Source organism: Arthrobacter sp. TmtSoilC48, assembly GCF_059739425.1.
In genome coordinates this window covers 1,920,310-1,935,875 of the sequence record NZ_AP046049.1, presented here as the reverse complement: position 1 = coordinate 1,935,875, position 15,566 = coordinate 1,920,310, and the positions used below count along the sequence as shown (strand labels likewise).

13 protein-coding genes and 1 tRNA gene are annotated in these 15,566 nt (G+C 62.0%); 3 read left to right on the top strand and 11 right to left on the bottom strand.

Annotated features, from left to right (window positions below):
- Positions 1–38 precede the first annotated feature (38 nt).
- The 5 genes from AC6I97_RS09155 to galU all read right to left on the bottom strand — a co-directional run bounded on the left by AC6I97_RS09155 (position 39) and on the right by galU (position 3,581).
- Positions 39–111, bottom strand: a tRNA-Ala gene (locus AC6I97_RS09155).
- A 37-nt stretch (positions 112–148) separates the two neighbouring features.
- Positions 149–949, bottom strand: a complete 801-nt coding sequence (locus AC6I97_RS09150; protein ID WP_497944725.1) for an SDR family oxidoreductase — start codon at positions 947–949, stop codon at positions 149–151.
- A gap of 6 nt (positions 950–955) precedes the next feature.
- The gene (locus AC6I97_RS09145) at positions 956–1,885 is read right to left on the bottom strand and encodes a hypothetical protein (protein ID WP_497947000.1); all 930 of its coding nucleotides are present in this window, start codon (positions 1,883–1,885) and stop codon (positions 956–958) included.
- A gap of 131 nt (positions 1,886–2,016) precedes the next feature.
- Positions 2,017–2,643, bottom strand: a complete 627-nt coding sequence (locus tag AC6I97_RS09140; protein WP_224088250.1) for a GNAT family N-acetyltransferase — start codon at positions 2,641–2,643, stop codon at positions 2,017–2,019.
- A 5-nt stretch (positions 2,644–2,648) separates the two neighbouring features.
- A complete protein-coding gene (gene galU, locus AC6I97_RS09135; RefSeq protein WP_396133430.1) occupies positions 2,649–3,581 on the bottom strand; it encodes a UTP--glucose-1-phosphate uridylyltransferase GalU in 933 nt (310 codons plus the stop codon).
- 112 nt (positions 3,582–3,693) lie between these two features.
- On the opposite strand from galU, the gene AC6I97_RS09130 reads away from it, so the two are divergent.
- The 3 genes from AC6I97_RS09130 to cpaB all read left to right on the top strand — a co-directional run bounded on the left by AC6I97_RS09130 (position 3,694) and on the right by cpaB (position 5,597).
- Positions 3,694–4,308 (top strand): 5-formyltetrahydrofolate cyclo-ligase, encoded by a 615-nt coding sequence (locus AC6I97_RS09130; RefSeq protein WP_309925909.1) that lies wholly within the window; start codon positions 3,694–3,696, stop codon positions 4,306–4,308.
- Between the two features lie 156 nt (positions 4,309–4,464).
- The gene (locus AC6I97_RS09125) at positions 4,465–4,737 is read left to right on the top strand and encodes an FmdB family zinc ribbon protein (protein WP_309925907.1); all 273 of its coding nucleotides are present in this window, start codon (positions 4,465–4,467) and stop codon (positions 4,735–4,737) included.
- Positions 4,738–4,805: 68 nt separating this feature from the next.
- Positions 4,806–5,597, top strand: a complete 792-nt coding sequence (gene cpaB / locus AC6I97_RS09120) for a Flp pilus assembly protein CpaB (protein WP_497944724.1) — start codon at positions 4,806–4,808, stop codon at positions 5,595–5,597.
- A gap of 60 nt (positions 5,598–5,657) precedes the next feature.
- Here cpaB and AC6I97_RS09115 read toward each other — a convergent pair whose 3' ends face one another.
- The 6 genes from AC6I97_RS09115 to AC6I97_RS09090 all read right to left on the bottom strand — a co-directional run bounded on the left by AC6I97_RS09115 (position 5,658) and on the right by AC6I97_RS09090 (position 15,560).
- A complete protein-coding gene (locus AC6I97_RS09115) occupies positions 5,658–9,962 on the bottom strand; it encodes an AAA family ATPase (protein WP_497944723.1) in 4,305 nt (1,434 codons plus the stop codon).
- A 128-nt stretch (positions 9,963–10,090) separates the two neighbouring features.
- Complete coding sequence (gene guaA, locus AC6I97_RS09110; protein ID WP_224088257.1) at positions 10,091–11,680, bottom strand: glutamine-hydrolyzing GMP synthase; 1,590 nt, start codon at positions 11,678–11,680, stop codon at positions 10,091–10,093.
- 121 nt (positions 11,681–11,801) lie between these two features.
- Positions 11,802–12,302 carry a DUF3817 domain-containing protein gene (locus tag AC6I97_RS09105; RefSeq protein WP_224164947.1) on the bottom strand — a complete coding sequence of 167 codons (501 nt, stop codon included), beginning with the start codon at positions 12,300–12,302 and terminating at the stop codon, positions 11,802–11,804.
- Complete coding sequence (locus AC6I97_RS09100; RefSeq protein ID WP_497944722.1) at positions 12,302–13,183, bottom strand: SURF1 family protein; 882 nt, start codon at positions 13,181–13,183, stop codon at positions 12,302–12,304. Before AC6I97_RS09100 ends, AC6I97_RS09105 begins: the two co-directional genes overlap by 1 nt.
- Positions 13,184–13,269: 86 nt before the next feature.
- Complete coding sequence (locus AC6I97_RS09095) at positions 13,270–13,758, bottom strand: PTS sugar transporter subunit IIA (RefSeq protein ID WP_224164951.1); 489 nt, start codon at positions 13,756–13,758, stop codon at positions 13,270–13,272.
- Positions 13,759–13,805: 47 nt separating this feature from the next.
- Positions 13,806–15,560, bottom strand: a complete 1,755-nt coding sequence (locus AC6I97_RS09090) for a glycerol-3-phosphate dehydrogenase/oxidase (RefSeq protein ID WP_309925894.1) — start codon at positions 15,558–15,560, stop codon at positions 13,806–13,808.
- Positions 15,561–15,566 lie beyond the last annotated feature (6 nt).

Sequence of the window (15,566 nt, the reverse complement as noted above, 5' to 3'; positions counted from 1 at the left end):
ATGTTGTGCCTGGCCGGTTTTGTTGTTGCCGGAATCCGTGGAGCTAAGGAGATTCGAACTCCTGACCTCTTCGATGCGAACGAAGCGCTCTACCAACTGAGCTATAGCCCCTGGGCACGGCGTCTACGGCCGGGCCAGTGTCCTTAGGCTACAAAGTTTCCGAGCGCTTTTCCAACCACGACACGAACGTTTCAGTGCCATATCTTTGCTCGGGCATAAGGTTGAGTCCCGCACGCAGGTAGGCGCCCATGGCGCCCGGGAGCGGGACTTCCAGAACCTTGCCTCGCGCGCCGGTAATGGCTTTCCATGACTCCGCCATGTCCTTCATGGCCAGCACTTCGGGCCCGCCAACGGTCCTGACGCGATGCCGCTCGGGAGAAGGCACCTCCAGCGCAGCTTCCAGCAATGCAGCGGCGGCTTCCTTGGGTGAAATCGTTTGGAAGCGCACTCCCTTGAATGCCGGAATCAACCGCACTTTTGCACCTGCAGCAAAGATCATTTCCACCAGGCTGTGGAATTGTGTGGCTCTGATAACCACCGTTTCCAGTTTGGCCCTCGCATAGACCCGTTCCTTGTCTGCCTTGGAAACGTAGAAGGAATACGTGCTCTGGTCACAGTTGATAATCGACAAGGCCACAGCCTTGCGCACCCCTGCCCGGTGAGCCGCGTCAAGAAGACGAGCGCCGCCGTCGGCGAATTCCTTTTGGGCCTTCCCGAACCGGCCTTCAAGGCAATCAATAACGACGTCGGCACCCGCCACCGCGGCCGCCAAACCATCACCCGTAGTGACGTCGCCGGCAAAGTAGGCCGCGCCGTCGTGATGCTTCTCCGAACCGGGAGGCGGCACGTGGCGACTCAGGGCGGAAACCGTGTGCCCGGCGTCGAGCGCCTGGCGAACAACTTCACGGCCGACCTGGCCAGTGCCACCTGCAACACAGAGCGCGGTCATGCCGGGCTATGCGCGGCGACGCTGCAGGACATCGTCCAGATTGCTCAGGGCACTCTGTCCCTTCGATGCAGTACGCACCTGCGCAACTGCTGCGGCCTCCGTCTGCTCAACACTTTGCTTTAGCACCGGCTTGCCCACAGGCTTGGGAGCTTCAGGAAGATCCAGGGGCTCCGGAGCGGGGCGCGGCGCCTTGGCGGCACCAACGTAAGTGGGCTTGGGAACCTCAACCGGTTCCCAGCTGGCATCTTCGGAACCAGCGGACTTGTCGCCAACAGAGTTGTTGCCGTCGGACTTGTCACCAGCTGACTTGTCCCCAGCTGCCAAGGCAACAGCCAGGGCAGCCTGGCGTAGTTCCACGGCAGAGAGACGTGCGGCCTCGGACTTTCCGGCCTCGGCGTCGAAAACCCGTGTTTCCTTGGCTTCGACAGGCGGTTCCTTAGGCAGGTACCGCGCGGGTGTCTGGATGGGCACCACCGGCGCAGCCCGACGCGCCCGGCGTTCGCGGAGATCCCGGAGGGCGAGCCGCCGCAAAGTCACCACGGCAAGTACCGAACCCGCGAACGACACCAACGGCAGCCAGACAGTACCCGTACCGAACAGCCGCAGCACGCCCGAAACAATGGCAGTCAGCAATAAAGCAAGGCCGGCCAAGGCCAGAGTGAGCCGGGCATAACGGATCGTAAAGGGAGTTGTGGGTGGCTGCCTGGCAGACGACTCAGCCACGCGGGATTCCTGGGGCGACGCCGGTGCTTTGCTGTGCATGGTCTCCATCGGTTTCTCCTGCCGGGGTGCCAAAGTCAGTACCACCCCTGCCTGCGTTTCGTCTGGTTCGTCGTCAAATGCCTCTGCTGAAACAGCGGCCGCCTGGACCTGCTGCCGTCTGTTCCGAAGAACGTAAGGAGCGACCCATACCATCCAAAGCGCGACAGTGACCACGAGTATCACTGAGCTGCTGAGAGGGAAGTCCACATTCAAAACCGTAGAAGCAAATCATCAGGGGCGGCGGCATTGCGGTCGGTGTGTCGCCGGCGAGTCCGCAAATGAATGGAGATACGGCTCAAAAGGGCCTATGACCTGCCCGTTCTTCCCCTGAGCCACCAGTCAAGGAGTCCCTGCGGAACTTCCTCCGACGTAAGCGCGAAAGACCGGTGATCCGCCCACTCGCCATTGATGTGCAAGTATCTCAGCCGGTAGCCCTCGTCCCTGAATCCGAGTTTTTCCACCACCCGAAGACTTGGCGCGTTCTCAGGCCGGATATTGATTTCCATCCTGTGCAGGCCAAGGGTCCGGAAGCAGTGGTCCGTAGCCATCGCAACTGCAGTTGGAGCGATACCGTGCCCGGCGCGTTCCTTATCAACCCAGTAGCCAAGGGTCGCCATCATTGCCGAACCCCACACGATGGATGAGACCGTCAACTGCCCCACAATTTGAGGATCACGGAAACCCTCGGTGCGCTCCGTGATGAGGAAGGGCAAAGCCGTGGCCTGCCGGGCTTGCGCATTCAGGGATGCCACCATTTGACGGTAACTGGGCAGGCGCCCACCCGGTGCGGGATTGGACGCCTCCCAAGGTGCAAGCCATTCACTGTTCCGCGAACGGACTTCAGACCACTCCCGCTTGTCGCGGTAACGGATTGGCCGGAGCACCAAGGCTCCGCTTTCCAGCGTTACCGGCCAGATCGCAGAGCCGTACACCGGTGTTATTTGGGAAGACCGGCAGTGAAGGTGGGCAGCCACTCGCGGAGCTCGGGGCCCAGGTCATCGCGTTCGCATGCCAACTCGATGCAGGCTTTCAAGTAGCTCAACTTGTCACCGGTGTCATAGCGGCGTCCACGGAAGACAACGCCATAAACGCCGTAGCCTTCGCCTTCCCCGGCAGCCAGAACTTCAAGGGCATCCGTCAGCTGGATCTCTCCGCCACGTCCGGGAGCGGTGTTTTCCAGGACGTCAAACACTGCCGGATGGAGAACGTAACGGCCGATCACCGCAAGGTTGGATGGAGCTTCCTCGGGGGACGGCTTTTCAACGAGCTGCTTGATGCGGACGTAGCCGTCCTCATCGCTATCCTCGACGTCGGCGCAACCATAGGCGCTGATCTTGGAAGGCTCAACTTCAATGAGGGCAACAACGGAACCGCCGGTTTTTTGCTGGACAGCGATCATTTCGCTCAGCAGGTCCTCACGGGGATCGATGAGGTCATCGCCCAGCAAGACCGCAAAAGGCTCATGCCCGACGTGCTGCTTTGCACGAAGGACTGCATGGCCGAGACCGTTGGGATCGCCCTGGCGGACATAGTGGATGTCACCCAGGTTGGTGGCGGACTGGATGGCTTCAAGCTTGGCAGTATCGCCCTTCTCTGCCAGCGTTGCTTCCAACGCCGGCACACGGTCAAAGTGATCTTCCAGGGCGCGCTTGCTGCGCCCGGTGATCATCAGGACGTCGTGCAGGCCAACCTTCACCGCTTCTTCGACGACGTACTGGATGGCTGGCTTGTCAACCACGGGCAGCATTTCCTTCGGCATCGCCTTTGTGGCGGGGAGGAACCTGGTACCAAGACCCGCTGCGGGGATGACGGCCTTACGGACAGCATTGTTATCGAGAGTCACCGGACTAATGTAACGGAAGGAATACATCAACGGGTAAACCCCCGCCGTGGCAAGACGCAGAAACAGCCCCTGAACTGGAGCGGATTTGCTGCTTTAGGCACACCACGGTGGCCCGCGGGAATCTCATGATCGGACAAAAATGGCATCCAAGGAAGACATCCGCAGCAGCCGACGCCTGTACAGGCGCAGCCTCACCAAGGAGCTTGTAGCCCAGGCCGGCGAATCAATTGCACGGCACGGCTTGGCCTGGGCCCGGAAAATTTCGGCCGGATCGCCCACGACCTTCGCCATCTACGTGGGCGTCTCCCACGAGCCCCCAACCATGCCCTTGATCGCAGGGCTCCACAACGCCGGCCACCAGGTCCTGCTTCCTGTCTGCGAGGCCGGCCGCCAGTTGAGCTGGGTGTACTGGACGCCGGAGACAGCCTTCGTCCGGTCCGACTACGCACCCATCGACGAACCCGAAGGCGAACGTTTGGACAGTGCTGTGGTGAGCTCTGTTGCGGGCATCTTCATGCCCGCCACGGCCGTCGACCGGGATGGCAACCGCATCGGACAGGGTGGCGGCTACTACGACCGGCTCCTCCAAGGCCTGGACAATTCCGGCGGGCGGCCACCCACCATTGCAGTGGTGTACGACGACGATGTGTTGCCTTCGGGAGCTATCCCCGCAGAGCCTTTTGACCGGCCGGTGCCGGAGGTGCTGACGCCCTCAGGAATCATCACGCTTGGCCGCGGGAGTGATCTCGATTGACCCATACGTGAAGTCCCGCATTTATATGCAGTTGGGAGATAGCGAACGAGCCGGATGCGGATGATAGAATTGGCACTCAGGCCCTGCGACTGCTAATGCGGAGATTCTCCGCCATGGCTCCGCAGGACCTGAACTTTGTCCTGAAGGAGGAACTCAGTGCCCACATACGCATACGCCTGCAAAGACTGTGACCATGCCTTTGACATCGTCCAGTCCTTTTCTGACAGCTCCCTGACGGAGTGCCCTGAATGCCAGGGCGCGCTCCGCAAGAAGTTCAACAGCGTCGGCGTTGTCTTCAAGGGCTCGGGCTTCTACCGCACGGATTCGCGCGATGCCAAGGGCAGCACCGTCTCCGCCGCGCCCTCCTCCCCGGCGACTCCGGCCCCTGCTGCCACGCCTGCACCGGCGGCCGCAGCCGCTGCCAGTTAGCCAGCACTTTTCCACATAGGGCACCCGGCCGCTGTTGGGTGGCCGGGCCCGGTGGCTAACGTGGCGTCATGCCACTAAAGACAACCACTTCCCCAGTCCCCCGCCGCGAACGCCCCAGTCCCCCTGTCCGGGGCCGTGATGGCCCCCGGAACAAGCCCACAACCACGGCTGGCCATTTCCTCCTCCGGAAGCAGGGGCCACATCGCCAGATCAGGCTGGGCCGCAGGCAGAGCCTCAAGTTCTGGGTAACCCGGAACCGTCGGCTGACAGTTGCACTGCTGCTCTGCCTCGCCACAGGCATTACTGTCCAACAGCTAACCCCTGCCTCTGAGCAGCGCGTCAGCATTCTCGTCGCTGCCCACGACCTCGCAGCAGGCACCAACCTCACCGAGTCAGACTTCACCAATGTTGGTGTGCCGCCGGACCTCGCAATTTCCGGAGCCCTCCTGGATCACGTTTCACTGGTGGGCCGCCAGCTCGCCTCGCCTTTGGCCAAAGGGCAGATTCCCACTGAATCCAATCTTCTGGGGCCGGGACTTCTCACAGGGGCACCCGTAGGCTCAGCTGCGGTCCCCCTTCGAATGGCTGACCCTTCATCCATCCAGCTGCTGTCCCCGGGACAGCTGGTGAATGTAGTACTTACCGCCGCCGGGACATATGACGAATCCCGGCAAACTGAAGTCCTTGCCGCCTCCGTCCCTGTCCTATGGACATCTGCCCAAGGGGGTAAACCCGGCCAATGGCTGGGAACCAGCGACACAGACGGGTTGGTGGTAGTGGCTGCAAATCCTCCACAAGCAGAAAAGCTTGCCGGCGCATCAACGCAAGGCAAGCTTTTCTTTGTTTTGGTCAATCCCTAGGTTCGGTCAATCCCAGCGTTTGGTCGATCTCTATTGCCGGGCCTGGATTCGATGACGCAATCAGCCCCAATGCGGTGGCTTCTGCTCTTTCAACCACTGCTCATGGTCATAGTTGCCTTCGTCGCCCCAACGGCGGGGGTCGTCTTCAGCGGCCTTGGTGGGCAAGATGCCACCGGAGGCTTGCTTCGCCGCAGGAGTCTTTGTCTCCGCGGACTCTTCAGCGTTTTCGGCGCTTACGGCTGCGGTCTGTTCGTCAGAGCCGCTTTCGTTGCCGGTTCCCTGTTCTTTCACTGGTGCTTCAGTCCCATCCTCTGGATCACTGGGGGTTGGAGTGCTGGCTTCTGCGTTGCCCGGTTCGCCACCTGGCCCCCTGCGATTGTCCACACCTGCCTGCCCGGGCAGCTGGGATTCCACCGATGCCTGGGCGCCTCCCGGGCTTTGCCGATGCGAGGCCCGGCTGTAGGAGGAACTGCTTGCGGAGGAACTGCTGTGCGGGGAACTGCTGTAGGAGGAGCTTGCGTACGAGGAAGCCGCATTGTCCAGATTCAATTGTTCAACATCCATATCCAGGAAGCCATGCTCCGCTGGGGGTACGGCCTGGGGAACATGGTTTTCAAGTCCCAAATAGGATCCGATTCGATCCGCGCAGGACGAGGGATCCGTGAACACTTCGATGGTCCACAGGGACATGTAACGCCAGCCCATGCGTTCCAGCAGCTGGGGCCTCAGACGGCTGCGTTCGCGGACGCTCATGCGCCGGTAGCGTTCCGTGCCGTCGGACTCGATTGCCACCGGGGTGGGAATCTCGGCACCCTCCCGTCCAATGGTGTGGACGGGATCGGCAGCGGCGGCAATGTCCAGGACACCGTCATAGAGGTGCCAGACGCGGGCACCCCTGGCCCGCAACCTCTCGCCGAGATCGGCAACCAAGGGGTCCTCCCCCAGAGCCTGTTCGCTGGCAACGGCGCGCGAGGCAGGAGTTCCAAGGTTGCTGTTCCCCGACAGTTCACGGTCCAGCAGTTCGTAAAAGTCCACAGCCCCGTGCGCCAGTCGATCCAGATCCAGATCTTCCGGGCGGAAGCAGCTCAGGACGTGCATGGAACGGCGGGCGCGGGTCATAGCCAAGGCAAAGCGGTTTCGTCCGCCCTCCGTGGACAGCGGTCCGAACGAGTGCAAGGCGCGGCCATGGGGTGTCCGGCCGTAGCCGAGGGAGAAAATGACATGGTCACGCACCAGGCCTTGGGCTCGCTCAAGGTCAACTACGCGGAAGGACTCGGGGCCAGCACCGAAGAAGGCGGACAACAAGGGGTGGTTGGGCAATTGAAGCCTGATTGCCTCGCCAATCCGCGCAGCATGGCGCAGGCTGGCCGTGACCACAGCCAGGGAAGTCCGTGGCCGAAGCCTGGCGTGCTCGAAGACAAGGTCCACTACCCGGTTGACCTCCGCCGTAACGGACTCAACGCCCTCATGGTCGGCGCCCGGGAGTCCGGTTCCATCGGGGATGTACTCCACCAGGATCGAACGATCCAGGCCCGTCACCGAACTGCCATCGGGCAAACGCCGGAGGCCGCCGTCGTAGTAGTTCTTGCTCAACTGCAGGATGAGGTCCTCATCGACCGCCCGGTAGACCCAGTTCAGCTGCCAGGTGGGCAGGACGCGTGCCAGGGCCTTGAACGCACTGTCCACGGTCTCGTGGCTTGCCACTCCCGCCACTGGAGGTTCCACGGCCACGCTGAAGGTGCGGGCATTCGCAATCTTCGCATCACCGAAGGCTATGACTTGCCGGGCTCGCGCAATCGCCGGAAGGACGGCCTGGAGCGAGGTCGATTCAGCGTCGATGACGATCACCGCGTCAAACTTCTGCTCCGCGGGAAGAACCCCCGTCAACAGGTAGGGACTTACAGACCACACCGGAACAAGCATTGGTACGAGGTCGGGAGCCTGGGCACTCAGAGCCGGCAGCGTAACCCGACCATCCTTGAGCAGGGCCCGAAGCAACTCAGCCTGCCGGGGGTGCTCAACTATCCCCTCGCTCCACTTCCGGGCCAACTGCCACCGCAAACGCGCAGCACCACTGGCAATGTGGGCTTGGTCCGCAAGGCGGTACTCAGCTTCCAGGCGGCGGAGCGAGTCGCCGTCGGACATGGCGAGGTAGTCGTCACCACTGATCATTGCTTCCAAAGCAGACTGCCACCAGGCGAGGTCCAGCTCGGCCGCCACCGAAGCGGCAGGCACTTCACGGGCAGCAAGGTCAGCGAGCAGTTCGCCGAGGCCGTGCTCGCGCATCTCCTCAATGAGCAGCGTGCGCTCCGGGAGCGTTTCGAGCGTGGCAGTATCCGCTACCAGCCGTTCCAGCCGCTCCATCAGTTCCAGGTACGGTGTCTGGTGCAGCGAACCACCGGCAGAGGTGTGCTTGAGTGCCTCACCAAGGCGGCGAAGCTCGCCATCCAGTTCGCGATACAAGGACCCGAGGTCCGCGAGTCCGGACGGCACGGCCGGGTGGCGCTGGGTGGTGGCGTACCCTGCCCACAGGGCACGCTGCTCCTGGACGAGGACCAGGGAGCTGTGAAGGTCCGCGATGTGAACACCGGGCCGCACATACTCTTTTGCCACCCGCCGCAGCCTCGAACGCTGCATTGAAGGCATCTCCAGGTTGCGCTCGCGTCGCCACGCAGAGCTTGCAGTTGCAGAGATGAGGTCATGCACCGGGCGATCGAAGATATCCGGAGTGAACTTGTCCAGGCTTTCGCGCACGGCAATCAGCAATTCAAGCTGAGCGCCCCACTCCGTGAAGGTGTCCGCCAAACGGATCTCGGCGTGATCCGAAAGCTGCTTCATGCGATCGCGCAGGACGGGAAGTTTCTCCTCGGCGATTCGGGCAAGCTGTTGGGCCTCTTCTGTCTCCTTGCGGGTTACGAGGCGTGCACCATACCAGGGGCTGGAGGTGGAAGCCCGGCTAAAGCTGCCCAGCTCGGCAGCGCGACGCAAGCGGCCAGCCAGTTCTTCACGGTCCTTGATGTTATCCAGCACACTGCGCTTGAGGCGCACCGTGGTGGACGGCGCCGGGTGGATGGACGTCAATTCGGCCAACGATTGCATGGCCTGGTACGGCGAGCAGCCCCAGCGTTCGCGGACGTTGTGAAGCGACGCGACATGGTCCATCAGGGCATGCCGGTGTCCGACCAGCGTCTGATGGAGGTTCCCAAGCTGCGGTTCCAGTGCCTTTTCATTGCGCATGATGGCCGGGACCAACTGGCCCTTTAGCTGCTGTGGTGTGGTGCCGTTGCCCGGACGGAACAACATCGAATCCAGGCCCAGCGCTTCCAGGTGCGCAGAAAGTCCCGCCAGGCTGGACTGCCGGTCCCCCACCACGAGGACGGATTTGCCTTCGCTGACCAATGCGCCAATGGCATTGATGGCTGTCTGCGTCTGGCCGCTCCCTGGAGGGGTGCTGACAACAAGCGAATCTCCTGCGCGAACAGCGTCCACCACGTACTGCTGGTCAGTGTCCGCGTCGAGCAGGAGGAGCTCGTCCGCCGGATCACGTTCATCCAGGCTTGGGAACCGCCCCGCTTTAATGGGTTCGGGCTCGATGTCGCCACCATTGGCGGCAGTTGCCAGGGCCGCCACGGTGGGATTGTTCATGTTGATCCACGGATCGTCCAGGTTTCCCGAAAGATCAGCCAAAGTGGTCACGAGCAAGTTGAATTCAACCTCGGCGCCGTGAATCGGCTGAACCAGGGTGGCCAGGCGATCCAGGACCGGCTGGGGGTCCAGCCTGGCAGTGTTGTAGGCCATGCGGGCAACTGCATTGACGTCGAAGACGATGCCGTGGACGGTCTTCAGGTGGCGCACCAAAGCCGGGTTCATGCGTGCCTGCTCGGTGAGCTGCAGCTCGAAATCGTCCTCGCCCGGGCGAACGGTCAGGACAATGGAGGTCAGCATGACAGGGGCCGAAACCCGCTGGGGTTTGCCACCTACGGCCGAAGTCCACACCACCGTGCCCGCAGAGAGGTACCCCGCCTCGATGCCGCGATCATTGCTGAGCTCAAAAATCTTGGACCGGATGTTGCGCGCAGCCCGTGCCGCCACCAGGTATTGCTGCCTGTCTCGGATAAGCGTGGACAACCTCGTTCTACGCCCCGCCAGCAGCTGTGCGAGTCCCGAGGGATGTGCGTTGCTGAGATCGATGGCGCCTTCGGGGGTCTTCACGAAACGCAGCATCGTGTCCGCCCCTGTAACGGGCTTAAGTCCGGACAGCCATTTCCGGAGCTCTTCGGAGCCCTCTTCCTGGCCTTGACCTAATGACACAACTGCTGCCTTCTTTTCTGTACTAGCTTTAGACGCCTTGGACCATACCGGCATACTTTCGAGGGTAGCGGGAATACTCCTTCAGCCCGCTCCGCAACACTGTGGCAATGCGAAATTCGCCGTCATTTCACAGCTGAAAGAACAGTGGCCGGCCTCCCAAGGGAGGCCGGCCACTCAAAATGCTATTCCCACTCGATGGTTCCCGGCGGCTTGCTGGTGACGTCCAGCACCACGCGGTTAACTCCATCCACTTCGTTGGTAATGCGGTTGGAGATGCGGGCCAGGAGGTCGTACGGCAAACGCGACCAGTCGGCCGTCATTGCGTCCTCGGACGATACCGGACGGAGAACGATCGGGTGGCCGTAGGTGCGGCCATCGCCCTGGACGCCGACGCTGCGTACGTCAGCCAGCAGAACCACCGGCATCTGCCACACATCGTTGTCCAGGCCGGCAGCGGTCAGCTCGGCACGGGCAATCGCGTCAGCCTTGCGAAGCAGGTCAAGGCGCTCCTTGGTTACTTCACCGACGATGCGGATACCGAGGCCAGGGCCGGGGAACGGCTGGCGGCCAACGATTTCCTGAGGCAGGCCAAGTTGGGCGCCGACCGCGCGGACTTCGTCCTTGAACAGGGCGCGCAGCGGCTCGACCAGTTCGAACTGCAGGTCCTCGGGAAGCCCACCCACGTTGTGGTGGCTCTTGATGTTCGCGGCGCCCTCGCCGCCGCCGGACTCGACGACGTCCGGGTACAGAGTGCCCTGGACCAGGAACTTGATCTTCTCGCCCTCGGCTGCTGCCTGGGCGATGATGGCCCGCTCCGCTTCTTCGAAGGCACGGATGAATTCCCGGCCAATGATCTTGCGCTTGGTCTCGGGATCGCTGACTCCGGCCAATGCAGACTGGAAGCGCTCTTGCTCGTTGGCAACATACAGATTGACGCCCGTGGCAGCGACGAAGTCGCGTTCAACCTGTTCTGCTTCGCCTTCGCGAAGGAGACCGTGATCCACGAAGACACATGTCAGCTGGTCTCCAACGGCCCTCTGGACCAGGGCTGCGGCTACAGCAGAATCCACACCACCGGAAAGACCGCAGATGACCTTGGAATCGCCGATCTGCTGGCGGATACGTTCCACCTGCTCTTCGAGGATATTTCCTGTGGTCCAGTTGGGGCTCAGGCCAGCGCCCTTGAACAGGAAGTTCTCCAGGACGTGCTGGCCGTGCACGGAGTGCTTGACCTCCGGGTGCCACTGCACACCGTAGAGGCGCTTTTCCTCGTTGGCGAAGGCGGCTACCGGCGCGCCAGCCGTGGTGGCCAGCACTTCGAAGCCCTCGGGAGCTTCATGGACGGAGTCGCCGTGGCTCATCCAGGTGTTCTGTGAAGATGGCACGCCATCAAGGATCGAGCGGGCATCGCCAACCACCAGTGCTTCGGTGGCGCCGTACTCCCGGAGGCCCGTCTGGGCTACCTTGCCGCCCAGTGCGTTGGCCATGGCCTGGAAGCCGTAGCAGATACCAAAAACCGGCACCCCGGCTTCAAACAGGTCCGCTCCAACACGCGGAGCACCTTCTGCGTAGACGCTGGAAGGTCCGCCGGAAAGGATGATGGCTGCCGGGTTTTTGGCCAGAAGCTGCTCGGTGGTGAAGGTATGCGGAACAATTTCCGAATACACATTCGCTTCGCGGACGCGGCGTGCAATCAGCTGCGCGTACTGGGCACCGTAGTCAACAACCAGCACCGGCTTCTGGGAAGTCTGGGGTGCGGTGGGAGTAGTCACCAACCAAGACTACTTTGCCGGGCGGCCCCCGTGCACGTTGACAGCGGCCCGAAGAGGTCAATTACGGGCTCGTCGTTAGGCATCTCACACCCTAACGCCCCGGTGGCTGGAGCTGCCGCGGCTAGTAGCGCTTTGACGCCTGGGGGTTGGCTGCCAGTTCCGCTTCAACCTGTGCGTGGAACTTCTTCTCCACGATGAACGACATCAGCGGTACGACACCACCCAACGCCAGCAGGACCAGCTTGGAGAACGGCCACCGCATGAGCGACCACAAGCGGAAGTTGGACACCAGATAGACCACGTACATCCAGCCGTGGACGATCAATACGGTGGTGGAGATATTGAAGCCACCGATCACGCCCTTGGGCTCAGACTCGGCGAATCCGAAGCCAAAGGGCTTACCCGTGATGGCGTCCGTGCCACCGGCAAAGAGCGATACACCGAAACCGTAACGGGCAATCAGCTCAGCGCAGAGCAGCAGGAGCATGGCACCGGTCAGGTAGGCCATGACCTTGTAGAACTTCAGTGCCGAACGGATTTGGGCTTCCGTTCCGCCAAACCTGCGCTTCTTCGGCTTGGGTCCGGACTGCTCGGGCTGGATGGCCGGCTTGGGCTCAATCATTACTGCACCTTTTGTTCTGGCCCAGGTTGCTGGGGTTCAGGGCTTGACGGTTCATTGGGGTGGTCTCTGTCATCGTCGAATCCATCGTCGAATCCGTCGTCGTTTGCGTCGAACTCGTCGTCTTCGAGGTCGCGACGATAGTCGTCTGCCACCATGCGCCACCAGATGTACAGCGCGAATCCTGCGAAGACCACCCACTCAACGGAATAGAACAGGTTTAGCCAGTTGATCTGTTGGGCGGGCGGCTGTGCTGGGATGTTGAGTGCCTTCACCGCTTGGTCCGCGGCGACGGGAACACCGCCAACTGCTTCGGACGTCGCGGCAATGAAACCCTGGTAGCTGGAGACGTCCCAGATGTTGATAAGTTCGGCAACTGCCACTGCGGACGCCCGGCCTGGACCGGCGTCGACGTTTGGCACCGGCGCTTCAGAGGGCAGCAGGCGGCCGGTCAGCGTGATGGTGCCCGACGGCGGCGGACCGGCCTGGGCGGCATCGGCCACCCATCCCCGTGCTACTGGAATCCAGGTGTTGGGCGAGGCTGCCACACCGCTCAGTTTGGGAGCATTGTCCACCGCGAAAGCCGAGACAATCCAGAATCCCTTCTGGCCGTTGTACAGGCGGCCCTCAACCAGGACCTGCTTGGCAGGATCGTAAGATCCGGTGGCGCTGACCATCTGGTCCGAAGCAGAACCGGGGAAAAACTGCCCCGGCTGCAGGACGTCCACCAAGGGCTTGACATCTTCAATGCTGGACGAAACGGGAGCTTCGTGTTGGGTGGACCTGCTGAGCTGCCACTGGCTGAGCAGCACAAACACCGCGGACAGGAGAAGCGCAAAGACGAGTCCTGCGATCCAGCGGGGTTTCAGCGCGGTTTTCAACACGCCTTAACCGTACTTCGTCCGGCTGTAGAACAACGAAACGAGCGGTAGGGACCTTAGCCCTGGAACTGGTCCGTGGGCGCCTGTTCTCAATGGTCGAAGAACACCAGGCTGGAGTTGATGAGTTCGGAAATAACCTCGGTATCGTGTGCCCGGCGCAGGGACTCCCGGAATGACTCTTTGGAGAGCGAACGCGCCAAAGTAGCCAGGACTTCCAAATGATCCGAGAAGGAACTGGCCGGCGTGGCAATGAGGAGGATCAGCGTGGCGGGGCCATCGGCAGCACCAAAATCCAGGGCATGGCCGAACTTTGTGACGCCCACGGCGATGGAGATCCGGTCTACGAATTCACTCCGCGCATGTGGCAGTCCAATGCCACCGGGAAGCCCGGTAGCCAGTTGGTGTTCCCTGGAATGGACCTGCTCCAGGAAGCCCTGGAGGTTGGAAATCCGGCCAGCCGCGTGAAGCCGTTCCGCGAGTTGAGCCGCTGCGTCGATTTTGTCCTCGGCAACAAGTTCCAGGATGACGGTGTCCGGCGTAGTCAGTTCCGCGTCATACCGGTCAAGTGGTTCAGCCAAGTTGTGTTCCCTCCAGTGTGGCCTCCCGGCCGCAGGTCCTGTGTTGCTCAGCGAAGGGGAACGATGTCATCGACTCCCATGCGCGCGGCGTCAGCTGATTCGTCGTCGGGTTGTTGCTGGCTAAGCCGTTCAGCTTCCACCCGGGCCAGATAGTGCTTGATTTCGCTTTCCCGCTGTGTGTCGCTCCAGCCAAGGATTTCTCCCATCAGCTTAGCCACTACAGGCACTGCTGACACACCCCGGTCCCACGCTTCGATCGAGATCCGGGTGCGGCGCGTCAAAACGTCGTGAACATGACGGGCACCCTCATGGGTGGTGGCGTAGACCACCTCCGCGGCGAGGTAATCGTCGGCCCCGGGAAGCGGCTCCCGGAGTTCGGGTTGCCCAGCGATGAGATCCAGCACTTCCGAGGCCATGGACCCGTAGCGGTTGAGCAGGTGTTCCACGCGCGCAACGTGGACGCCGGCTTCTTCCGCGGAACGCGCGCGGCGGTTCCAAGCGGCTTTGAACCCCTCGGCACCGAGCAACGGGATCGTTTCCGTGCAGCTGGAGGGAACGCGTTCATCCATGGCCCGCGTGGCCTCGTCAACGGCATCTTTGGCCATGACACGGTAAGTGGTGAACTTGCCCCCGGCCACCACTACCAGGCCAGGCACCGGATGAGCCACGACATGTTCGCGGGAGAGTTTGGCGGTGGAGTCGTTTTCGCCTGCGAGAAGCGGGCGGAGTCCGGCGTAAACGCCTTCCACGTCCTCACGGGTGAGGGGCCGCTTCAGGACCTTGTTGACGTGCTCCAGGACGTAGTCAATGTCCTTGCTGGACGCGGCCGGGTGCGCCTTGTCCAGTTTCCAATCCGTGTCCGTAGTCCCGATGATCCAGTGGCGGCCCCAGGGGATCACGAAGAGCACTGACTTCTCCGTGCGAAGTATCAGCCCAACGGTGGACTGGAACCTGTCCCGCGGCACCACCAGGTGGATGCCCTTGGATGCCCTGACTTTGAGCTGTCCGCGGTCCGTAACCATGGCTTGGGTTTCGTCCGTCCAGACTCCCGTGGCATTGACTACCTGCTTGGCACGCACCTCGAAGACGCTCCCGTCTTCCTGGTTTTCAAGCTTGGCGCCCACCACGCGTTCGCCTTCCCGGAGGAAGTCCACCACACGCACCCTGTTCACAGCGTGGGCACCATAATGCGCTGCGGTCCGGACAACGTTGACCACCAAACGGGCGTCATCCACCTGGGCATCGTAGTAGCGGATGGAACCAACGAAAGCATCGTCTTTCAGGCTCGGAGCCGCCCTCAGGGTGCCGCGCCTGAAGAGATGCTTGTGCATCGGAACCCCGCGGCTGTGCCCGGACGTGAGGCCCAGAGTGTCGTAAAGCATGATGCCCGCGCCCACATAGGGGCGTTCCCAGAACCTCCGGGTCAGCGGATAGAGGAAAGGGACAGGGCGGACCAGGTGGGGTGCGATCTGCTGGATCAGCAACCCGCGTTCCTGCAGGGCCTCCTGGACCAGTCCGAAATCAAGCATTTCAAGGTACCGGAGGCCACCATGGATGAGCTTGGACGAGCGCGAGGATGTCCCTGAGGCCCAGTCCCGCGCCTCGACGATGCCGACCGTAAGGCCCCGCGTCACCGCATCCAGGGCTGCTCCAGCCCCCACCACGCCTCCGCCGACAATCAGGATGTCCAGCTGTTTGCCGGCTTCGGCAGTGGCTTTCAGGACTTCAATGGACGCGGCACGGGATTCCGGGCTTAATGCTCCCGGAGAATTCACTTGCGGACCGCCTGCGACATTGCTCATCGGACC

Bases quoted from the DNA above. Each gene is read 5' to 3' on its own strand.
- AC6I97_RS09150 (WP_497944725.1), bottom strand. From the start codon at position 949: ATGACCGCGCTCTGTGTTGCAGGTGGCACTGGCCAGGTCGGCCGTGAA.
- galU (WP_396133430.1), bottom strand. From the start codon at position 3,581: ATGTATTCCTTCCGTTACATTAGTCCGGTGACTCTCGATAACAATGCT.
- AC6I97_RS09130 (WP_309925909.1), top strand. From the start codon at position 3,694: ATGGCATCCAAGGAAGACATCCGCAGCAGCCGACGCCTGTACAGGCGC.
- cpaB (WP_497944724.1), top strand. From the start codon at position 4,806: ATGCCACTAAAGACAACCACTTCCCCAGTCCCCCGCCGCGAACGCCCC.
- AC6I97_RS09115 (WP_497944723.1), bottom strand. From the start codon at position 9,962: ATGCCGGTATGGTCCAAGGCGTCTAAAGCTAGTACAGAAAAGAAGGCA.
- AC6I97_RS09105 (WP_224164947.1), bottom strand. From the start codon at position 12,302: ATGATTGAGCCCAAGCCGGCCATCCAGCCCGAGCAGTCCGGACCCAAG.
- AC6I97_RS09090 (WP_309925894.1), bottom strand. From the start codon at position 15,560: ATGAGCAATGTCGCAGGCGGTCCGCAAGTGAATTCTCCGGGAGCATTA.